This window comes from Desulfocicer niacini (assembly GCF_054657595.1).
The window spans coordinates 80,017-95,006 of the sequence record NZ_BAAHYK010000016.1; the positions used below are offsets into that span (position 1 = coordinate 80,017).

Annotated in this window: 9 protein-coding genes; 6 read left to right on the forward strand and 3 right to left on the reverse strand. The window is 44.2% G+C overall.

The window, feature by feature from the left end; genetic code table 11:
* Positions 1 to 30: 30 nt before the first annotated feature.
* The 5 genes from ACYQ2M_RS10530 to ACYQ2M_RS10550 all read left to right on the forward strand — a co-directional run bounded on the left by ACYQ2M_RS10530 (position 31) and on the right by ACYQ2M_RS10550 (position 8,364).
* Entirely contained in the window at positions 31 to 690 is a 660-nt protein-coding gene (locus ACYQ2M_RS10530) for a response regulator (protein WP_459916297.1), read from the forward strand.
* A 431-nt stretch (positions 691 to 1,121) separates the two neighbouring features.
* On the forward strand, positions 1,122 to 2,786 hold the full coding sequence (locus ACYQ2M_RS10535) for a fatty acid--CoA ligase (RefSeq protein WP_459916298.1): 1,665 nt from the start codon (positions 1,122 to 1,124) through the stop codon (positions 2,784 to 2,786).
* 713 nt (positions 2,787 to 3,499) lie between these two features.
* Entirely contained in the window at positions 3,500 to 4,210 is a 711-nt protein-coding gene (locus tag ACYQ2M_RS10540) for a hypothetical protein (RefSeq protein WP_459916299.1), read from the forward strand.
* Between the two features lie 221 nt (positions 4,211 to 4,431).
* Entirely contained in the window at positions 4,432 to 6,261 is a 1,830-nt protein-coding gene (locus tag ACYQ2M_RS10545) for a sigma-54 interaction domain-containing protein (protein ID WP_459916300.1), read from the forward strand.
* Positions 6,262 to 6,963: 702 nt separating this feature from the next.
* Positions 6,964 to 8,364 carry an acetyl-CoA hydrolase/transferase family protein gene (locus ACYQ2M_RS10550; protein WP_459916301.1) on the forward strand — a complete coding sequence of 467 codons (1,401 nt, stop codon included), beginning with the start codon at positions 6,964 to 6,966 and terminating at the stop codon, positions 8,362 to 8,364.
* A 247-nt stretch (positions 8,365 to 8,611) separates the two neighbouring features.
* Here the strand turns inward: ACYQ2M_RS10550 and ACYQ2M_RS10555 are convergent, their stop codons facing one another.
* The 3 genes from ACYQ2M_RS10555 to ACYQ2M_RS10565 form a co-directional block, all read right to left on the reverse strand.
* A complete protein-coding gene (locus ACYQ2M_RS10555; protein ID WP_459916302.1) occupies positions 8,612 to 10,414 on the reverse strand; it encodes an acyl-CoA dehydrogenase in 1,803 nt (600 codons plus the stop codon).
* A gap of 388 nt (positions 10,415 to 10,802) precedes the next feature.
* Entirely contained in the window at positions 10,803 to 12,053 is a 1,251-nt protein-coding gene (locus ACYQ2M_RS10560) for a thiolase family protein (RefSeq protein WP_459916303.1), read from the reverse strand.
* A gap of 199 nt (positions 12,054 to 12,252) precedes the next feature.
* The gene (locus tag ACYQ2M_RS10565; RefSeq protein ID WP_459916304.1) at positions 12,253 to 13,110 is read right to left on the reverse strand and encodes a 3-hydroxybutyryl-CoA dehydrogenase; all 858 of its coding nucleotides are present in this window, start codon (positions 13,108 to 13,110) and stop codon (positions 12,253 to 12,255) included.
* 223 nt (positions 13,111 to 13,333) lie between these two features.
* Here ACYQ2M_RS10565 and ACYQ2M_RS10570 point away from each other — a divergent pair, with 223 nt between their 5' ends.
* The gene (locus ACYQ2M_RS10570; protein WP_459916305.1) at positions 13,334 to 14,887 is read left to right on the forward strand and encodes a sigma 54-interacting transcriptional regulator; all 1,554 of its coding nucleotides are present in this window, start codon (positions 13,334 to 13,336) and stop codon (positions 14,885 to 14,887) included.
* Positions 14,888 to 14,990: the final 103 nt, after the last annotated feature.

The following is a 14,990-nucleotide window of genomic DNA, read 5'->3' on the forward strand; positions in this document are numbered from 1 at the left end:
ACTTTCAAGCCATTCAGGATTACATCAAACATGATTCGCATACTTATTGTTGAAGATCACCCTATTTTTCGCATGGGAATGGAGGAAATGATCAACCAGGAATGTGATATGACGATATGCGGGCATGCTGAAGATGTGCCAGGGGCCGGAAAACTCATTGAACATGAAAGGCCGGACCTTGTTATTGTGGATCTTTCTTTAAAAGAGAGTAATGGTTTGGATCTTGTCAAGGAGATTCATGCCCACCATAAGCCCATGGTATCTCTGGTGCTTTCCATGCACGACGAAGCCATGCATGCCGAAAGGTGCATCATGGCGGGGGCCAAGGGCTATATAATGAAACAGGAAGCTTCTGAATCCGTGGTCACCGCGATTCGTCGTATTATGGACGGTCATATTCATGTCAGTCCCGCTATCATGAGTCAGATTCTTCACACCTTTCAAAAACAGCCCACTCTGGTCCACGAGTCCCGCTTGAAACACATTACGGACAGGGAACTTGAAATTTTCCAACTCATTGGTGCGGGACGCTCCTCCAAGGAAATTGCATCTCAGCTCAATATCAGTATCAAGACCATCGGCACCTACCGGGAACGGATCAAGGAAAAATTGAATTTAAAAAACGCCACTGAATTGGTTCGATATGCTGTGATCTGGGTGGAAACCGGTATTTTCAAAGGAGACATTTAAGGTTCAATGTAAGTATTTGTATTACTCATGTAAATGTTTGGCCAGTGCCCCATTCTATGATCAACCCTGTTTTCCCACCCAACTTCGGACGCTGTTTCGTTAGCCCCCTCCTAAATAAATACATTCTGAAAGTTTAATTGTCTCTGTAGGGAAATTCCCTACATGATTTTACGTTTTTCGCTTACGCGATTATGGTTTTTACACCGATTTTTTTCTCCTTAAACATCCCCTATTATGGCAGGCAGGTTCAAAATCATTGTCGAGCTTGGTTTTACTCGATGATCAAGTTTTTGGGACTGATCTTTTTCCCATATCTATCTACATAAAAAATTAATCATCGAGTTCCATTGTCTGGAGAAAAGATAGTATTCCGGAATTTTCAAATTTAACAAACGGTCAAATGACCCAAGCGAAAAATGGACAAAGGAGATATGATGACAACAAAACTCATTACCCCCACCCAGAGCGCCTACACCTATCCACTTCTGATTAAGCATCTTTTAAACACGCCCTTGATTTACGCTCCGGAGCAGGAAATTGTGTACCGAGACTGCTTGCGCTATGATTATAAGACATTTGGAAAACGGGTAAAACAGCTTGCATCCATGCTAAAAGAACAGGGGGTCAAGCCAGGAGATACCGTTGCAGTCATGGACTGGGATTCCCACCGTTATCTGGAGTGTTTTTTCGCCGTACCCATGATGGGGGCTGTGCTCCACACTGTGAATATCCGCTTAACATCAGAGCAGCTTATTTATACAATTAACCATGCCGAAGATGACATCATTCTTATTAATGAAGAATTCTTGCCCCTCCTGGAATCTGTAAAGGACAGGTTTGAGACGGTGAAACAGGTTATTTTATTGTCTGACAAAGGTCAAATCCCTGCGTCTTCCATTGAATTCAGCGGTGAATACGAAGCTTTGATATCCTCAGCACTTCCTGAGTATGTTTTCCCTGATTTTGACGAAAACACCATGGCCACAACTTTTTATACCACCGGCACCACCGGCCTTCCCAAAGGGGTTTTCTTCAGTCATCGCCAGATCGTGCTTCATACTTACGGCGTTATGGCTGGCCTCACCGCCTATGCCTCCCAGGCCAATATTTCTTCGGCGGATGTCTACATGCCAATGACTCCCATGTTCCATGTCCATGCCTGGGGCATGCCTTATCTTATGACACTGCTGGGAGCAAAACAAGTTTATCCGGGTCGCTATGAACCTGAAATGTTACTAAAACTCATAGTCGGGGAGCGAGTAACCTATTCCCATTGTGTACCCACCATCATGAACATGCTCATTACAAGCCCATCCATTAACGATATGGATCTCAGGGGCTGGAAGGTCATCATCGGAGGATCAGCCCTTTCCAAGGGGCTTTGCAAGGAGGCCCTTGGCCATGGGATTAACCTTTTTACCGGATACGGGATGTCTGAAACCTGCCCAATACTGACGCTGGCCAATCTTAAACCCCATATGCTGGACTGGGGAGAGGATGAGCAGGTGGAGATTCGTTGTAAAACCGGTCTTCCCGTACCCGAGGTTCAACTGGAAATCGTGGACGTGGAAGGTAATCCTGTTGCCCATGATGGACAGACAGCCGGTGAGGTGGTTGCGCGGACACCCTGGCTCAGTCAGGGGTATGTCAAATCCGATGAAAAGAGCGAGGAGCTCTGGAAAAACGGCTGGCTTCACACCGGAGACATCGGCGTTATTGATCAGGAGGGATATCTGAAAATAACGGATCGACTGAAAGATGTGATCAAAACCGGTGGAGAATGGATTTCGTCTCTGGAGCTGGAAGATATTATCAGCCAGCATGAAGCGGTTAACGAGGTTGCCGTGGTTGGCATTACGGATGAAAAATGGGGGGAGCGCCCCATGGCAATGGTGGTATTGAAAGAAGCCTTCAAAGGCAAGGTCTCTGAGTCTGATATCCAGGCGTTCTGCATGACTTTTGTGGAAAAGGGGCAGATTCCAAAATACGGGGTCCCCAATAAAATCATATTAGACGCAATTATCCCCAAAACGTCGGTGGGTAAAATCAGCAAAAAGGATATCAGGGAGGATTACGATCAAAAAGCGAGCCTCTGATCCATGAACTCGATGATCAAGTTTTTTATGTTGACAGGGAAGGGGTTAGAAAAAATTTGATCATCAAGATGAACAATTTAAGGGAGGTAATAATGGAAAGAACAGGTAGCATTCAATCTGAAAGTGGTACAATAAATCAAGCTGTTGAAAAAACAGCATCAACAGCGCCCGGAGAGATGGTTGCCAGATGGGGCCAGCCGTTCACCGGCATTATTTCACTGGTAGTCTTTACATTGATAGCCTGGGTGCTTTGGTATCTTTTGAGTGATCCCAGGGGACCTGTGGGTTTGTTTCCGTACCCATTTATTATGTATCTGGCAATGATGATCCTTGTGGGTGCGTATCAGCATATTTTGTTGGGGGACTGGCCTTTTGAGAAGGTTCCTCAACCCGCCCGGGGGATCATTGAAACCATTGTGAATTTAGGAATTGTCTGGTTTATTATCCATATCGTTTTTTACAAAATTTTAGGATTGGGCTTTAATTTTTTGAGTCAGGATAATTTGAATTCCCTGGCTGCGGCAGGTCAAGCCGGAACATTAAATCTGGCCACCATGCAGGCCAAACATTTTGCTGAAAGTGCCGTGGTCTGTTTTGTTTTAATCGGTTTTTACAGTTATCCATTTGTTACCATTCTTTTTGGTAAATGGCCCGTTCGACCCAGTGATCTTCCCCAGCCCCAGGCAGGTCTGCTTGAAATTGGATGGTGCTCTTTGTGGACTGTGTTTTTTTATGCAATTTTGATTGTTCCTTTCTGGGGGGGTGTTTATGAAGTGGCCCTGGGGAATGCTTTTGGCTTGAATACACCATGGTGGGGGGAGGTTGCGGGATTTAGCCACCTCCATTGGATTTTTGGTTGGTGGGAGTGGATGATTATTATATTGTTTATGACCGTCAACGTATGGCGGATGAAACCATGGAGCCTTATTGTTTTGCCCCAACCCTGGAAAGGTTTGCTCTCCTTTGTTCTTAATGTAGCCGGGGCATACGTTCTTGCATTGATCTGTATAAAAATTGCACCATTATGGCTTCCCCATGATCTGCTTCATCATCTTCAGGCGGCGAAACCAAATGATGCGGAATTGCTTCGATTCCTTTGGTATCATTCAGCGGAAATCGCAGGATTTACATTGCTTCCATTTTTGATATGGCATCATTATTTTGATGACATGGTTCCTGTCAAGGATAAAGATTCCTGGATGGCCTTTGGTTTTAGAACCTTTGGTGTTATGATTCTTTGTGGCATCAATTACGGTATTTTTTACTACGCAGGCTGGGGAGAGTGGGGCCTTGGTAATCCACATTGGGACCATAAGTTTGTCCATGGTGAATCTCTGATATGGAACTTTTGGTGGATCATTCCACTATTATGGAATGAATGGTTTTTTCACAAATGGCCTTTTTATGTTCATGAAGATCACTAATCCTGTTCCTTTGTGAGGTCCTCGTACGGTTTTGTTAAGGTTGGGCCAAGCTGGGCTATATTCTCTTATCAGGCTGGGTTGATAAAGATCGTGCACAGGTTCCGCTTCATGCGATTTGTCTGTTCACGACCTTGAATCGATTGAGATTTCCAAGTCGAAAGCCAATCAATTGTCCCCTGGATCAGAGATCCAGGGGTTTATTTTCTAATAAAAAAGATACAATGAAAAAAAAAGATTGTTTTACCCAATTTCAAAAAATTCCGGATGGCAGAGGCAACACGCCTCTTCGTGCTGAAGATGATGAGGCTTTTTACAGACTTGTTTTTGAAAAGTCCACTGCACCAACCATTGTGGTTGAGAAAAATTATATAATATCAAGAATTAACGAACGTTTTGTTAACTTGCTGGGATATTCAAAGGAGGATGTTGAAGGAAAGCTTAAATGGACCTCAATGGTTGCAGCAAAAGATCTTGAACGAATGAAGGCGTATCACCGTTTACGACGGATTGATCCAGACCTGGCACCCAAAGAATATGAGACCCATTTTCTAGGAAATACAGGTGCAATATTTGATATTCATATCAAGATGGATATGATTCCGGGAACCACAACGAGCGTTGCCACACTGACCGACATTACAGCAAAGAAAAAAGCAGAAAAGAGCCTGGTTGAAAGAGAGGGCGAACTGCTTGCAATTCTTGATTATTTTCCTGGGCTTATCTACACCACTCTGGTGGATTATAGGATTGAATTTTTAAATCGAATGTTGTCTGAGAAGACTGGAAAAATTCTTGGAAAAGATAGTAAATGTTATACTGTTCTATATGGATTCGATTTTCCCTGCCCGTGGTGTGACCATGAAAAAGTGTTTAGAGGTGAGACCGTCAGAAAAGAATTCCATTGTCGAAAGGATGATACATGGTATGACATGCTTTCCACCCCCATTCTTGATGCAAAGGGACGCGTGAGAAAAAGACAGACCATACTTATAGACATTACAGATAAAAAGAAAGAATCCGAAAAATTAAAAACATCTGCAGACCAGCTGAAAGAAGAAAATGTTCGTTTAAAATTGACAATGCAAGAAAGGTACAAATTCGGTGATATCGTAGGTAAAAGTTCTAAAATGCAGAAGGTTTACGAATTGATCATGCGCGCTGCAACTTCAGATTCCGGTGTTATCATTTACGGAGAATCCGGCACGGGAAAAGAGCTGGTAGCAAAAGAAATTCATCGCCTCAGCAAAAGGAAAAACCACTCTTTTGTGCCGATTAACTGTGGAGCCATTCCGGAGAATTTGATGGAAAGCGAATTTTTCGGCTATAACAAAGGGGCATTTACAGGCGCATCATCGGATAAAAAAGGGTATTTGGAACTCGCAGAGGGGGGGACTCTTTTTCTTGATGAGATAGGGGAAATTAGTTTGGGCATGCAGGTTAAATTGCTGCGGGCCATAGAGGGAGGAGGGGTTATGGCACTTGGTGGCAGAAAGTTGATAAAACCTGATATAAAAATTATAGCTGCCACCAACCAAGACCTTGTGAAGATGATAGAGCAGGGAAAAATGCGTGATGATTTTTTTTACCGAATACACGTGATTCCCATCCACTTGCCTCCTTTAAGGGAAAGAAAATCAGATATTCCGCTTCTTTTAGAGCATTTTATGAAACTAAAAAACAATAGTTCTGATTTTCCTGTAATTGATAGTGTCGCCAATGATGCATTTTTGAAATACCACTGGCCCGGCAATGTCAGAGAACTCCAGAATTCATTAAGCCGTTACCTGACCCTTGGCTCCCTTGACTTTATTCATGATTTTCCTTCCTCCGGATTATCCATGCCTTCGGATTCCAAAAAACTGTTTCCTGAGGGGTCATTTAAACTCAAAGATGCCATGGGTGAAATTGAAAAAACTTTGATAAAAAAAGTACTTCTGGAAAAAAACTGGCATCGTGGTAAAACGGCAGAAGCGCTTGGTATAAATCGTAGAACCCTTGAGCGAAAAGTTGCACAATACAAAATAAATAACTCCGGTGTATCAGCCACTTGATGATCCAATTTTTTATGGCAGATGTTGTATTCCATGGCTTTTCGTCAAAAGCATTGTGCTTGTGCGTTGTCATACCTGCTTTATCGGCATTATTGCTGTCGTATTGAGTTCGCACCGGATTGGGTCTATAACGTCAAGTACATAAGTCTGACGTCGGTTGCCCCATGTGCTGGCGAAAAAAACGGTTCATCCTACCTCATGTGATGCGACAATTATGTCGCATATTGGTTTAAAAGTGTCGTAATTAGGCCAAGTGCTTGAAAATAAACTGTATTGACATATAAAATATTAGAAATACGACAACTCTGTCGTATTGTTTTTTATTTCAATTCTCTGCAAAGCCCCTCTCTATTTTTCCATAGTTGATGAAATTATATCTCATTCTCCCATTTTATGGTCGTCTTCTTTGGTATTGCGATTTATTTAGATTAAGTTGATGATATTGGCACTTATATTGCAAAAATTAAGGATTAATAATTTACTGCTTGGCATTTTTATGTTCCATGTTACGCTTTCACAAACAGAATGCGCCTTTATTCGTTGGGGTTTAAAAAACACTCAACTTTAGATGTTGATTGGTTTGTGATGGTGGAAAGACTTGCATTATTTCGGTTTTCACCCTTTCAAATAAGTGAAAACAGGAAAATAAAAGATGCCCAGGTTACCGGAAATCGTTTAAATCAGATAAGGGAGAAGAAGATTTTGAATTGTGTCGGACTTTATAAAGAGAAACTCACCACCGCAGCAAAAGCCGTACAGATTATCAAATCGGGAGACTGGGTCGACTATGGTCATTTTATATGTGCACCCATTGAGCTGGACAAAGCGCTCGCCAAAAGGGTGGGGGAATTGTCGGACGTAAAGGTTCGAGCCGTTGGGTTCCCGGGGATTTCACAGGTTGGTGCTGTTGATCCTACAAGGACTGGCTTTGTATATAATAACTGGCATTTTACAGGCGGTGACCGTGTACTCCATGACAAAGGGCTGTGTAATTACATACCACTGCTTTACCATGAGGGGCCAGGTTACTATGACCGGGGAAGTTCAGATATTGATGTATATATCGTTCGCACCACACCTATGGATAAAGACGGTATGTTTAACTTTGGAATTTCCAATTCATTCCAAAGATCCCAGATTGAGAGGGCGAAAAAAGTTATCGTTGAGGTAAATAATAAGGTCCCTTATTGTTTTGGCGGTTACAATGAAACGATTCACATCTCAGAAGTCAAATATGTGGTGGAAACTGATAATTCAGAGATTTTCTGCCTTCCTGAACCAGCCATCGGCGAGGTGGATCAGAATATCGCAGAACGTGTGGTGGCTGAGATTGAAAACGGTTCATGTCTTCAGCTTGGAATTGGCGCCATGCCCAATGCCATTGGAAAGATGATTGCATCCTCCGGTTTGAAGGATCTTGGTGTCCATACTGAAATGCTCTGTGATTCCTTTGTGGATATGTACGAAGCCGGATGTATTTCAGGGCGCAACAAGACTGGAAATTTAGGTAAGATGGTGTACACATTTGCCTTGGGCTCCCAGAAACTTTATGATTTTATAGATAAAAATTCTGTCTGCAGCAGTTTTCCTGTGGATTACACCAACGATTTTCAACGAATTGCCGCAAACGACAAAGCCATTTCCGTAAATAATGCAGTTGAAGTGGATCTATACGGCCAAGTTTCGTCTGAATCATTTGGTTTCAGACAGATTTCCGGTACCGGAGGACAGTTTGACTATAATTACGGTTCCTACCATTCAAAAGAAGGAAAATCTTTTATCTGTCTCTCTTCGACAAAGAAAGATAAGGCGGGTAACATCAAGTCAAGGATTCAGCCTTTTCTTGAAAACGGGACCATCGTGACCCTTCCCAGAACTATAACCCAGTATGTGGTGACGGAATATGGTATGGCAAACCTCAAAGGGAAATCAACATGGGAGAGAGCTGAGGCTTTGATCGGAATTGCACATCCTGATTTCAGGGAAGAATTATGTCAAAAAGCCCAAAAGATGAATATATGGAACACTTCAATGTCGGTCCCGTCGTGTATAATGTCACAGCAAAATAACCGGATGAAGGCAGAAGAAGTTAGAATGGTCTGACTCAATATAACTGCCATGGGCAGACCTCCTCTTGCTCTCTGTCCACAACGAAGCATAAAAAAATATTAGAGTTGACTACTCTTTTTTATAAAAATTTAAGCGACGTATTCCCATTTTCTTGTTGGGCATATTAATCAATGGTTTGTCTATGGGGAGGGGAGAGGCATGAATTCATGCCCTCCCCAAAAAAACGTATGAGTCACATGTTTAGCTGTTGGCTATCTGGCTCTTCAACCCAGGTAAATTCTTATTTACCGCCAAAGGCTGCATCTTCCATCTCTACGGCAACGGCATCGCCTTTTAGAATGGCATCAAGTCGCCCCTTGGTGATGGGCAAAATGGTATTGATAAAGAACCGGGCAGTTTGAACCTGTCCCTGGTAAAAAGCCGTGTCTTTTTTCTTTTTTCCAATCTGGGGCGCTGCCAGACTGGCTCGCCACAACAGCATCCATGCCATGACCAGGTCTCCGGTCATCTCCATAAAAGGATGTGAAAAGGCAAATGCCTCCAAAACCTTGGCCGATTGGCTCAGTTTTGCAAGATGCTGAGTGGCTTCCGTATATTCTGCAAAAAATGTTTCCACGCTTTCGGTAAGTTCTTTAATCTCTTCCACCGGCTTGGCCAGGGTGATCACCTTCTGAATTTGATCCAGAAAATATTTAAAAGGTTCACCTTTGTACATGCTCAACTTGCGTCCCATTAGATCCATGGACTGAATGCCGTTGGTCCCTTCATAAAGCATGAAGATTCGGGAATCACGCAACAACTGGGCCACGGGGAACTCCTCTATAAACCCGTAACCGCCATAAATCTGTATGCCGTGGTTGCACACCTCAAATGCCTTGTCCGTGATGTAGCCTTTGATAATGGGCGTCAGCACTTCGAGCAGGGTGGAAATTTGCTTTTTTTCCACCTCATCGGATGCAATGGCAATACGGTCATGGCACAACCCTCCATAATAAATCAGGCTCCGCATACCCTCCACCCAGGCCTTCATCATGAGCAGCTGTCTTTTGACATCGGGGTGATTTATGATGGCCACGGCCTTTGAACCCACAGGATCGGTAAGGCCCTTGCTCTGCATCCGTTCCCTGGCATAATTGACCGCATAGATATAGGCGGCAGAGGCATTGGCAAATCCCTGGAGCCCCACCATCTGGCGGGCCTCATTCATCATCAGAAACATGGCGGCCATGCCCTTGTTTTTTTCTCCCAAAAGAGTTGCACGACATTGACCTTTACCCCCCAGTTCCAGGGAACAGGTGGCAGACCCATGAAGCCCCATCTTCTCTTCAATTCCGGTGCAGACAACATTATTAAACTCTCCCAATGTTCCATCGTTATTCACCCGGTATTTGGGTGCCAGGAAAAGAGATATGCCTTTGATGCCCGCCGGCGCATCTTCCAGTCTTGCCAGCACCGGATGGATAATGTTTTCCGTCAGGTCCTGCTCACCGCCGGAGATAAAAATCTTGTTGCCCTCCAAAGCGTATGTGCCATCGCCATTATCCTTTGCAATGGTGGAAACAGCTGCCAGATCAGATCCGGCATCGGGCTCGGTGAGAAGCATGGTCCCGGCCCATTTTCCGGAGAGCATGTTTTTCAGATAAATTTCCTTTTGCTTGTTTGTTCCAAATGTTTCAACGAGTTTGGCGGCACCATGGGTTAACAGGTTGTAGATCATAAAGGAGTTGCAGGCACCGTAAAAATATTCGTTGGCAGCCATGGCCACGCTTTTGGGCATGCCCTGTCCTCCCCATTGGGGATCATCGGTCATGGCCAGCCATTCCCCTTCGTTGTATGTTTCCATGACTTTATGAAAATCTTCGGGGACTTTTACCTCACCATTCTTAAATTCACATCCTATATCACTGGGTTTCTGCAGGGGCAGCATCTCTTTAACCGCCAGGGTTCTGGCTTCGGAAATGATGAGATCAATGGTCTTTTTACCAAATTCGCTGAATTTTTCCGCCTTGGTTAAATTTTCCACCTGTAGTTGTTCATGTAGGACAAAATCAATATCTCTGCGATCTGAAATTAATTGCGCCATTCAAATATCTCCTTTTTGTCTATCCGTTATTGTACCGATTGTTTGTTAGGCATAAATGTTCTCTCTTATAACCGTCACGAGCGAACCGGAATTTGGGATCTGGGTTTACCCAAAACCAATCATGCAAGTAATGTTAGATTTTTAGGCATCCTTCATATCATAACAAAAGTAGTTTACACTTTTTGGGGACGAACACCGCAAGATGACCATTTACCCCATGAAAGGGTAAAGCGGGAATGAAGGATGCCGATTTTCATCATTGATTTTCGTGTTATTTTGGCAAGAGAATCAGAAAGCCTTTTGGGTTCTGGCTTGTCCAAGTTAGGTATCTCTACATTTTGCGTTAAAAATAGAGGCGTTTATGCCGGGGATTTCGGAATAATTGATACTAAAGCATTTCAAGGGCACAGGCCAGCGACACACCTCCCCCGCCGCACAAGGTGGCAAGGCCCAATGTATTGCCCCGTTTTTTCATGGCGTGGATCAAGGTGACCATAATCCTTGACCCTGTAGAACCGATGGGATGCCCAAGACCGATGCCGGAACCGTTGATATTGGTTATTTCACGATTCAGTCCCAGTTCTTTTTCGCACCCGAGATATTGTGCGGCAAAAGCTTCATTGACCTCTGCCAGTTCAAAATCTTTTATGGACAGCCCGCTTTTGTCCATCAGCTGCTTCACGGCAGGCACTGGTGAAAGACCCATGATGGTGGGGTGACAGGCGCCCATACCCGTGGCTTTGATTCTCGCTATGGGTGTCAACCCCAGTTCTTTTGCCTTGTTCGATGACATGATGATCATGCCGGAAGACCCGTCGTTGAGACCGCTGGCATTTCCTGCGGTTATCTTTCCTGTTTTAGGAACAAATGCCGGCGGCAGGCTTGACAATTTTTCCATTGTTATGCCGGGTCTGAAATGTTCGTCCTTATCAAAAATAAGGGGTGCTTTTTTTCTCTGGGGTACCTCAATGGGTACGATTTCCTCTTTAAAGGAGCCGTCATTTGTTGCCCGTTCACTGTTGTTATGGCTTCGCAGGGCAATTTCATCCATCTCTTCCCTTGAAATCCCCAGATGTTGAGCTACAAATTCTGCTGTGTGTCCCATTATATAGGGTTTTCCCATAAAATAGCTTGCCGGTGCCTCATTGGTATTCAACGGCGTGTCCCCACCCATGGGAAGAAGGTGAGATCCGCAGTGCAGGGCATGTATCATGCTGTCCACAAACTGCTGGTCCTGGAGACGGCAGCCCCATCTTGCATTGGGAACCGCATAGGGTACTCCGGACATATGCTCCACACCCCCTGCAAGAATAACCTCTGCCATGCCGGCCTGGATCATGGCCGCCCCAGAAAGTGCCGCTTCCATTCCTGATATACAGACCCGGTTCACGGTAACTGCCGGAACCGTATTCGGAATTCCGGCCATGAGCGCAGCGACCCTGGCTACATTAAGGGTATCATGGTGTTCCAGGCAGCAGCCATATCGCACATCATCAATAATATTGGGCTCTATCCCGGCCCTTTTCACGGCTTCTTTCATGGTGACGGCAGCAATGGCGGCACCGTTCATATCTTTTAGGGTTCCACCAAAGGAGCCAATGGCAGTCCTACAGGCAGAAACAATCACAATATCTTTCATTTTTTATTCTTACTCCATCGTTATTTATGTTAATTCTTGGTTCGAATTTATTCGGATCAGCACTACATATGCCATCCCACGAAAGTGAAGATCAGCGCATGCCGTATGGACAAGCGGATGTCTTTATTTGGGCTTGGTCATGACATCGGGCATTTTAGAAAGATCAATGGCCCATGGTGTGATCAAGTCCCAAACGTATTTATCTTGTGTAGTCGTAAAACCCCTTGCCGCTTTTTCTGCCGAGATGACCTGCACGTACCATTTTTCTGAGCAGGGTGGCAGGCCGATACTTGTCTTCTCCCAGCTCTTTATGAAAACCTTCCAGGACCATGAGCATGGTGTCCAGTCCAATCATGTCTGCCAGGGCAAGGGGGCCTATGGGATGGTTGGCACCCAGGGTCATTCCCCGGTCAATGTCCTCGGCGGAAGCCACGCCTTCTGCAAGCACAAAAATAGCTTCATTTATCATGGGGCACAGTATCCTGTTCACCGCAAAGCCAGGTGCTTCCTTGACTTCTATGGGGGTCTTTTTAATGGTGTTGACAAAAGCCGTGGCAATCTCAAGGGTTTCATCCGAGGTGGTATATCCTTTGATCAGTTCCACCAGTTTCATCACGGGTACCGGGTTGAAAAAATGCATACCGATAACCTTGTCAGGTTTTGTGGTAACACTTGCCATTTCAGTGATGGATAGGCCGGATGTGTTGGATGCAAAGATAGTTTCTCTTTTACAGATGTTGTCCAGCTCTTGATAAACCTGTTTTTTAACATCCATGATTTCAATGATGGCTTCAATGACCATGTCAGCATCCTGGGCGGCCTCTTTTAAATCCGTGGTGCCTTTGATTCGGCCCATTATCTCGGTGGCCATGCTTTCTTCCATTTTTCCTTTGGATACGGAGCGGTCAAGGTTGCCTTTTATTGTTGCCAGTCCATTTTCCACAAAACGATCTTCCATATCCCGGATTGTGACATCAAACCCTGCCTGGGCTGCTGTCTGGGCAATACCTGCGCCCATAATACCAGCACCTAACACCGTAACTTTGTTGATTTCCATTGCATTTTCCCTTTTTATCGAGTTGTTTGTCATACAGGCCACTTGGTTAGTCCGATATGACAAAGCATAAAATGTGCCATATCAAAATTAGCTGTTAATAAAGGAGGATGTATTGGGGTTAGACACAAAACTATACCATGGAAAAGAAAATTCTGTTCTATTTGCCATATTGGATATAAACTGCTAAATAGAACAGAAAATTTTTAAATTTGAGGAGTCCTCCATGCCGGTTGATGAAAAAGAATTCTTCAGTGAAGCGACATTAAAAATTTGTGGAAGCCTTGAGATTGAAAGGGCGTTGCATCAATGTCTGTTGTATATTCGAAGGTTTATGCCGGTGGGGCACATGAGTTTTCATGTATATCACCAGAGAGCCGGAATTGTGGAGACAGTTGCCCATGCAACACCAACAGAATATGATGCGACCTCAGTCAAAAATGTATTAACAAAAAAAGGCCGGAAACAGGTTGAGGATCAGCGCTCCGTTCGGATCAAGGTCATAGATCGACTCGGCGATGATCCTGTCACAGGGCCTGTGGCTGAAGCCTTTGGTGCTTCTGATTTATCTGGGCTGGTCATGGATCTTGTGTTGGAAAAGACCATGCTGGGAGTACTTTCGGTATTTAACAATGGAAAACAAAAATTTACCAGGGAACATGTTCATCTCTTCAGTCTTTTGAGTAAACCTTGTGCCATTGCTTTGACCAACAGCTTGCGCTTTCGGGAATTGCAAAATTTCAAGGAAGTTCTCATAGATGACAATAGATATTTCCAGGATGAACTCAACAAATTCTCCGGTGAAAAGGTTATTGGTGCCCAAAGTGGATTGAAGAAGGTCATGCAATTGGTTCAAAAGGTCGCCCCCCTGGAAAGTCCGGTATTGCTGCTGGGGGAAACCGGCACGGGCAAAGAGGTCATTGCAAATACCATTCATAACCTGTCACATAGAAAAAACAGACCTTTCATACCGGTAAATTGTGGTGCCATTCCGGCTTCCCTTCTGGACAGTGAGCTGTTTGGATATGAAAAAGGGGCATTTACCGGTGCGGTGTCCCAGAAACGAGGACGTATTGAACGTGCCAATGGCGGTACTCTGTTTTTAGATGAGATTGGAGAATTATCACCCGAGGCCCAGGTACGGCTTTTGCGGGTATTGCAGGAAAAGGAAATTGACAGACTGGGGGGCACCGAGACCGTCCGGGTAAATATAAGAATCATTGCGGCCACCCATCAGAATCTTGAAAAAATGATGGCGAAATATCAATTCAGAGCGGATCTGTTTTTCAGGCTCAGAGTCTTTCCCATCATCCTTCCCCCTTTAAAGGATAGAAAAGAGGATATACCTGATCTTATTCAGCATTTTATTATGAAAAAATCCAAAGAAATGAAACGGACTGTTACTCCGAACCCTGCACCTGGTGCCATTCAGCGCTTGATGGACTATCACTGGCCGGGGAATATCCGGGAACTTGAAAATGCTGTGGAACGTTCCTTGATTCTGGACAGGGAAAACTTGCTTTTTTTTAAAGGTATCGGTGAGAATCAGGCAGATTTGTTGTACGGAACCGCTTCTTCGACCATCACGGACATGGATCAACTCCCTGATCTTAATCAGGTCATATCCGGGCATATTCAAAGGATTATGGGCCTTTGCAAGGGTCGGGTGGAGGGAGAAAAAGGGGCGGCCAGGCTATTGAATATTCATCCCTCAACCTTGAGAAAAAAAATGAAAAAGCTCAATATCCCCTTTGGACGGAGTTCAAAAGGTGTGCTATAGACATTGTAAATTTGATCATAATTATTGATGTCAGTTGAATTATGTGTTTGAAAAAGCAGAATAAGTTATAAATTTATTGTTATTCTGGTTTTGCAATTGAGTT

Bases quoted from the DNA above. Each gene is read 5' to 3' on its own strand.
- ACYQ2M_RS10560 (WP_459916303.1), bottom strand. From the start codon at position 12,053: ATGAAAGATATTGTGATTGTTTCTGCCTGTAGGACTGCCATTGGCTCC.
- ACYQ2M_RS10545 (WP_459916300.1), top strand. From the start codon at position 4,432: ATGAAAAAAAAAGATTGTTTTACCCAATTTCAAAAAATTCCGGATGGC.
- ACYQ2M_RS10555 (WP_459916302.1), bottom strand. From the start codon at position 10,414: ATGGCGCAATTAATTTCAGATCGCAGAGATATTGATTTTGTCCTACAT.
- ACYQ2M_RS10530 (WP_459916297.1), top strand. From the start codon at position 31: ATGATTCGCATACTTATTGTTGAAGATCACCCTATTTTTCGCATGGGA.
- ACYQ2M_RS10570 (WP_459916305.1), top strand. From the start codon at position 13,334: ATGCCGGTTGATGAAAAAGAATTCTTCAGTGAAGCGACATTAAAAATT.
- ACYQ2M_RS10535 (WP_459916298.1), top strand. From the start codon at position 1,122: ATGATGACAACAAAACTCATTACCCCCACCCAGAGCGCCTACACCTAT.
- ACYQ2M_RS10565 (WP_459916304.1), bottom strand. From the start codon at position 13,110: ATGGAAATCAACAAAGTTACGGTGTTAGGTGCTGGTATTATGGGCGCA.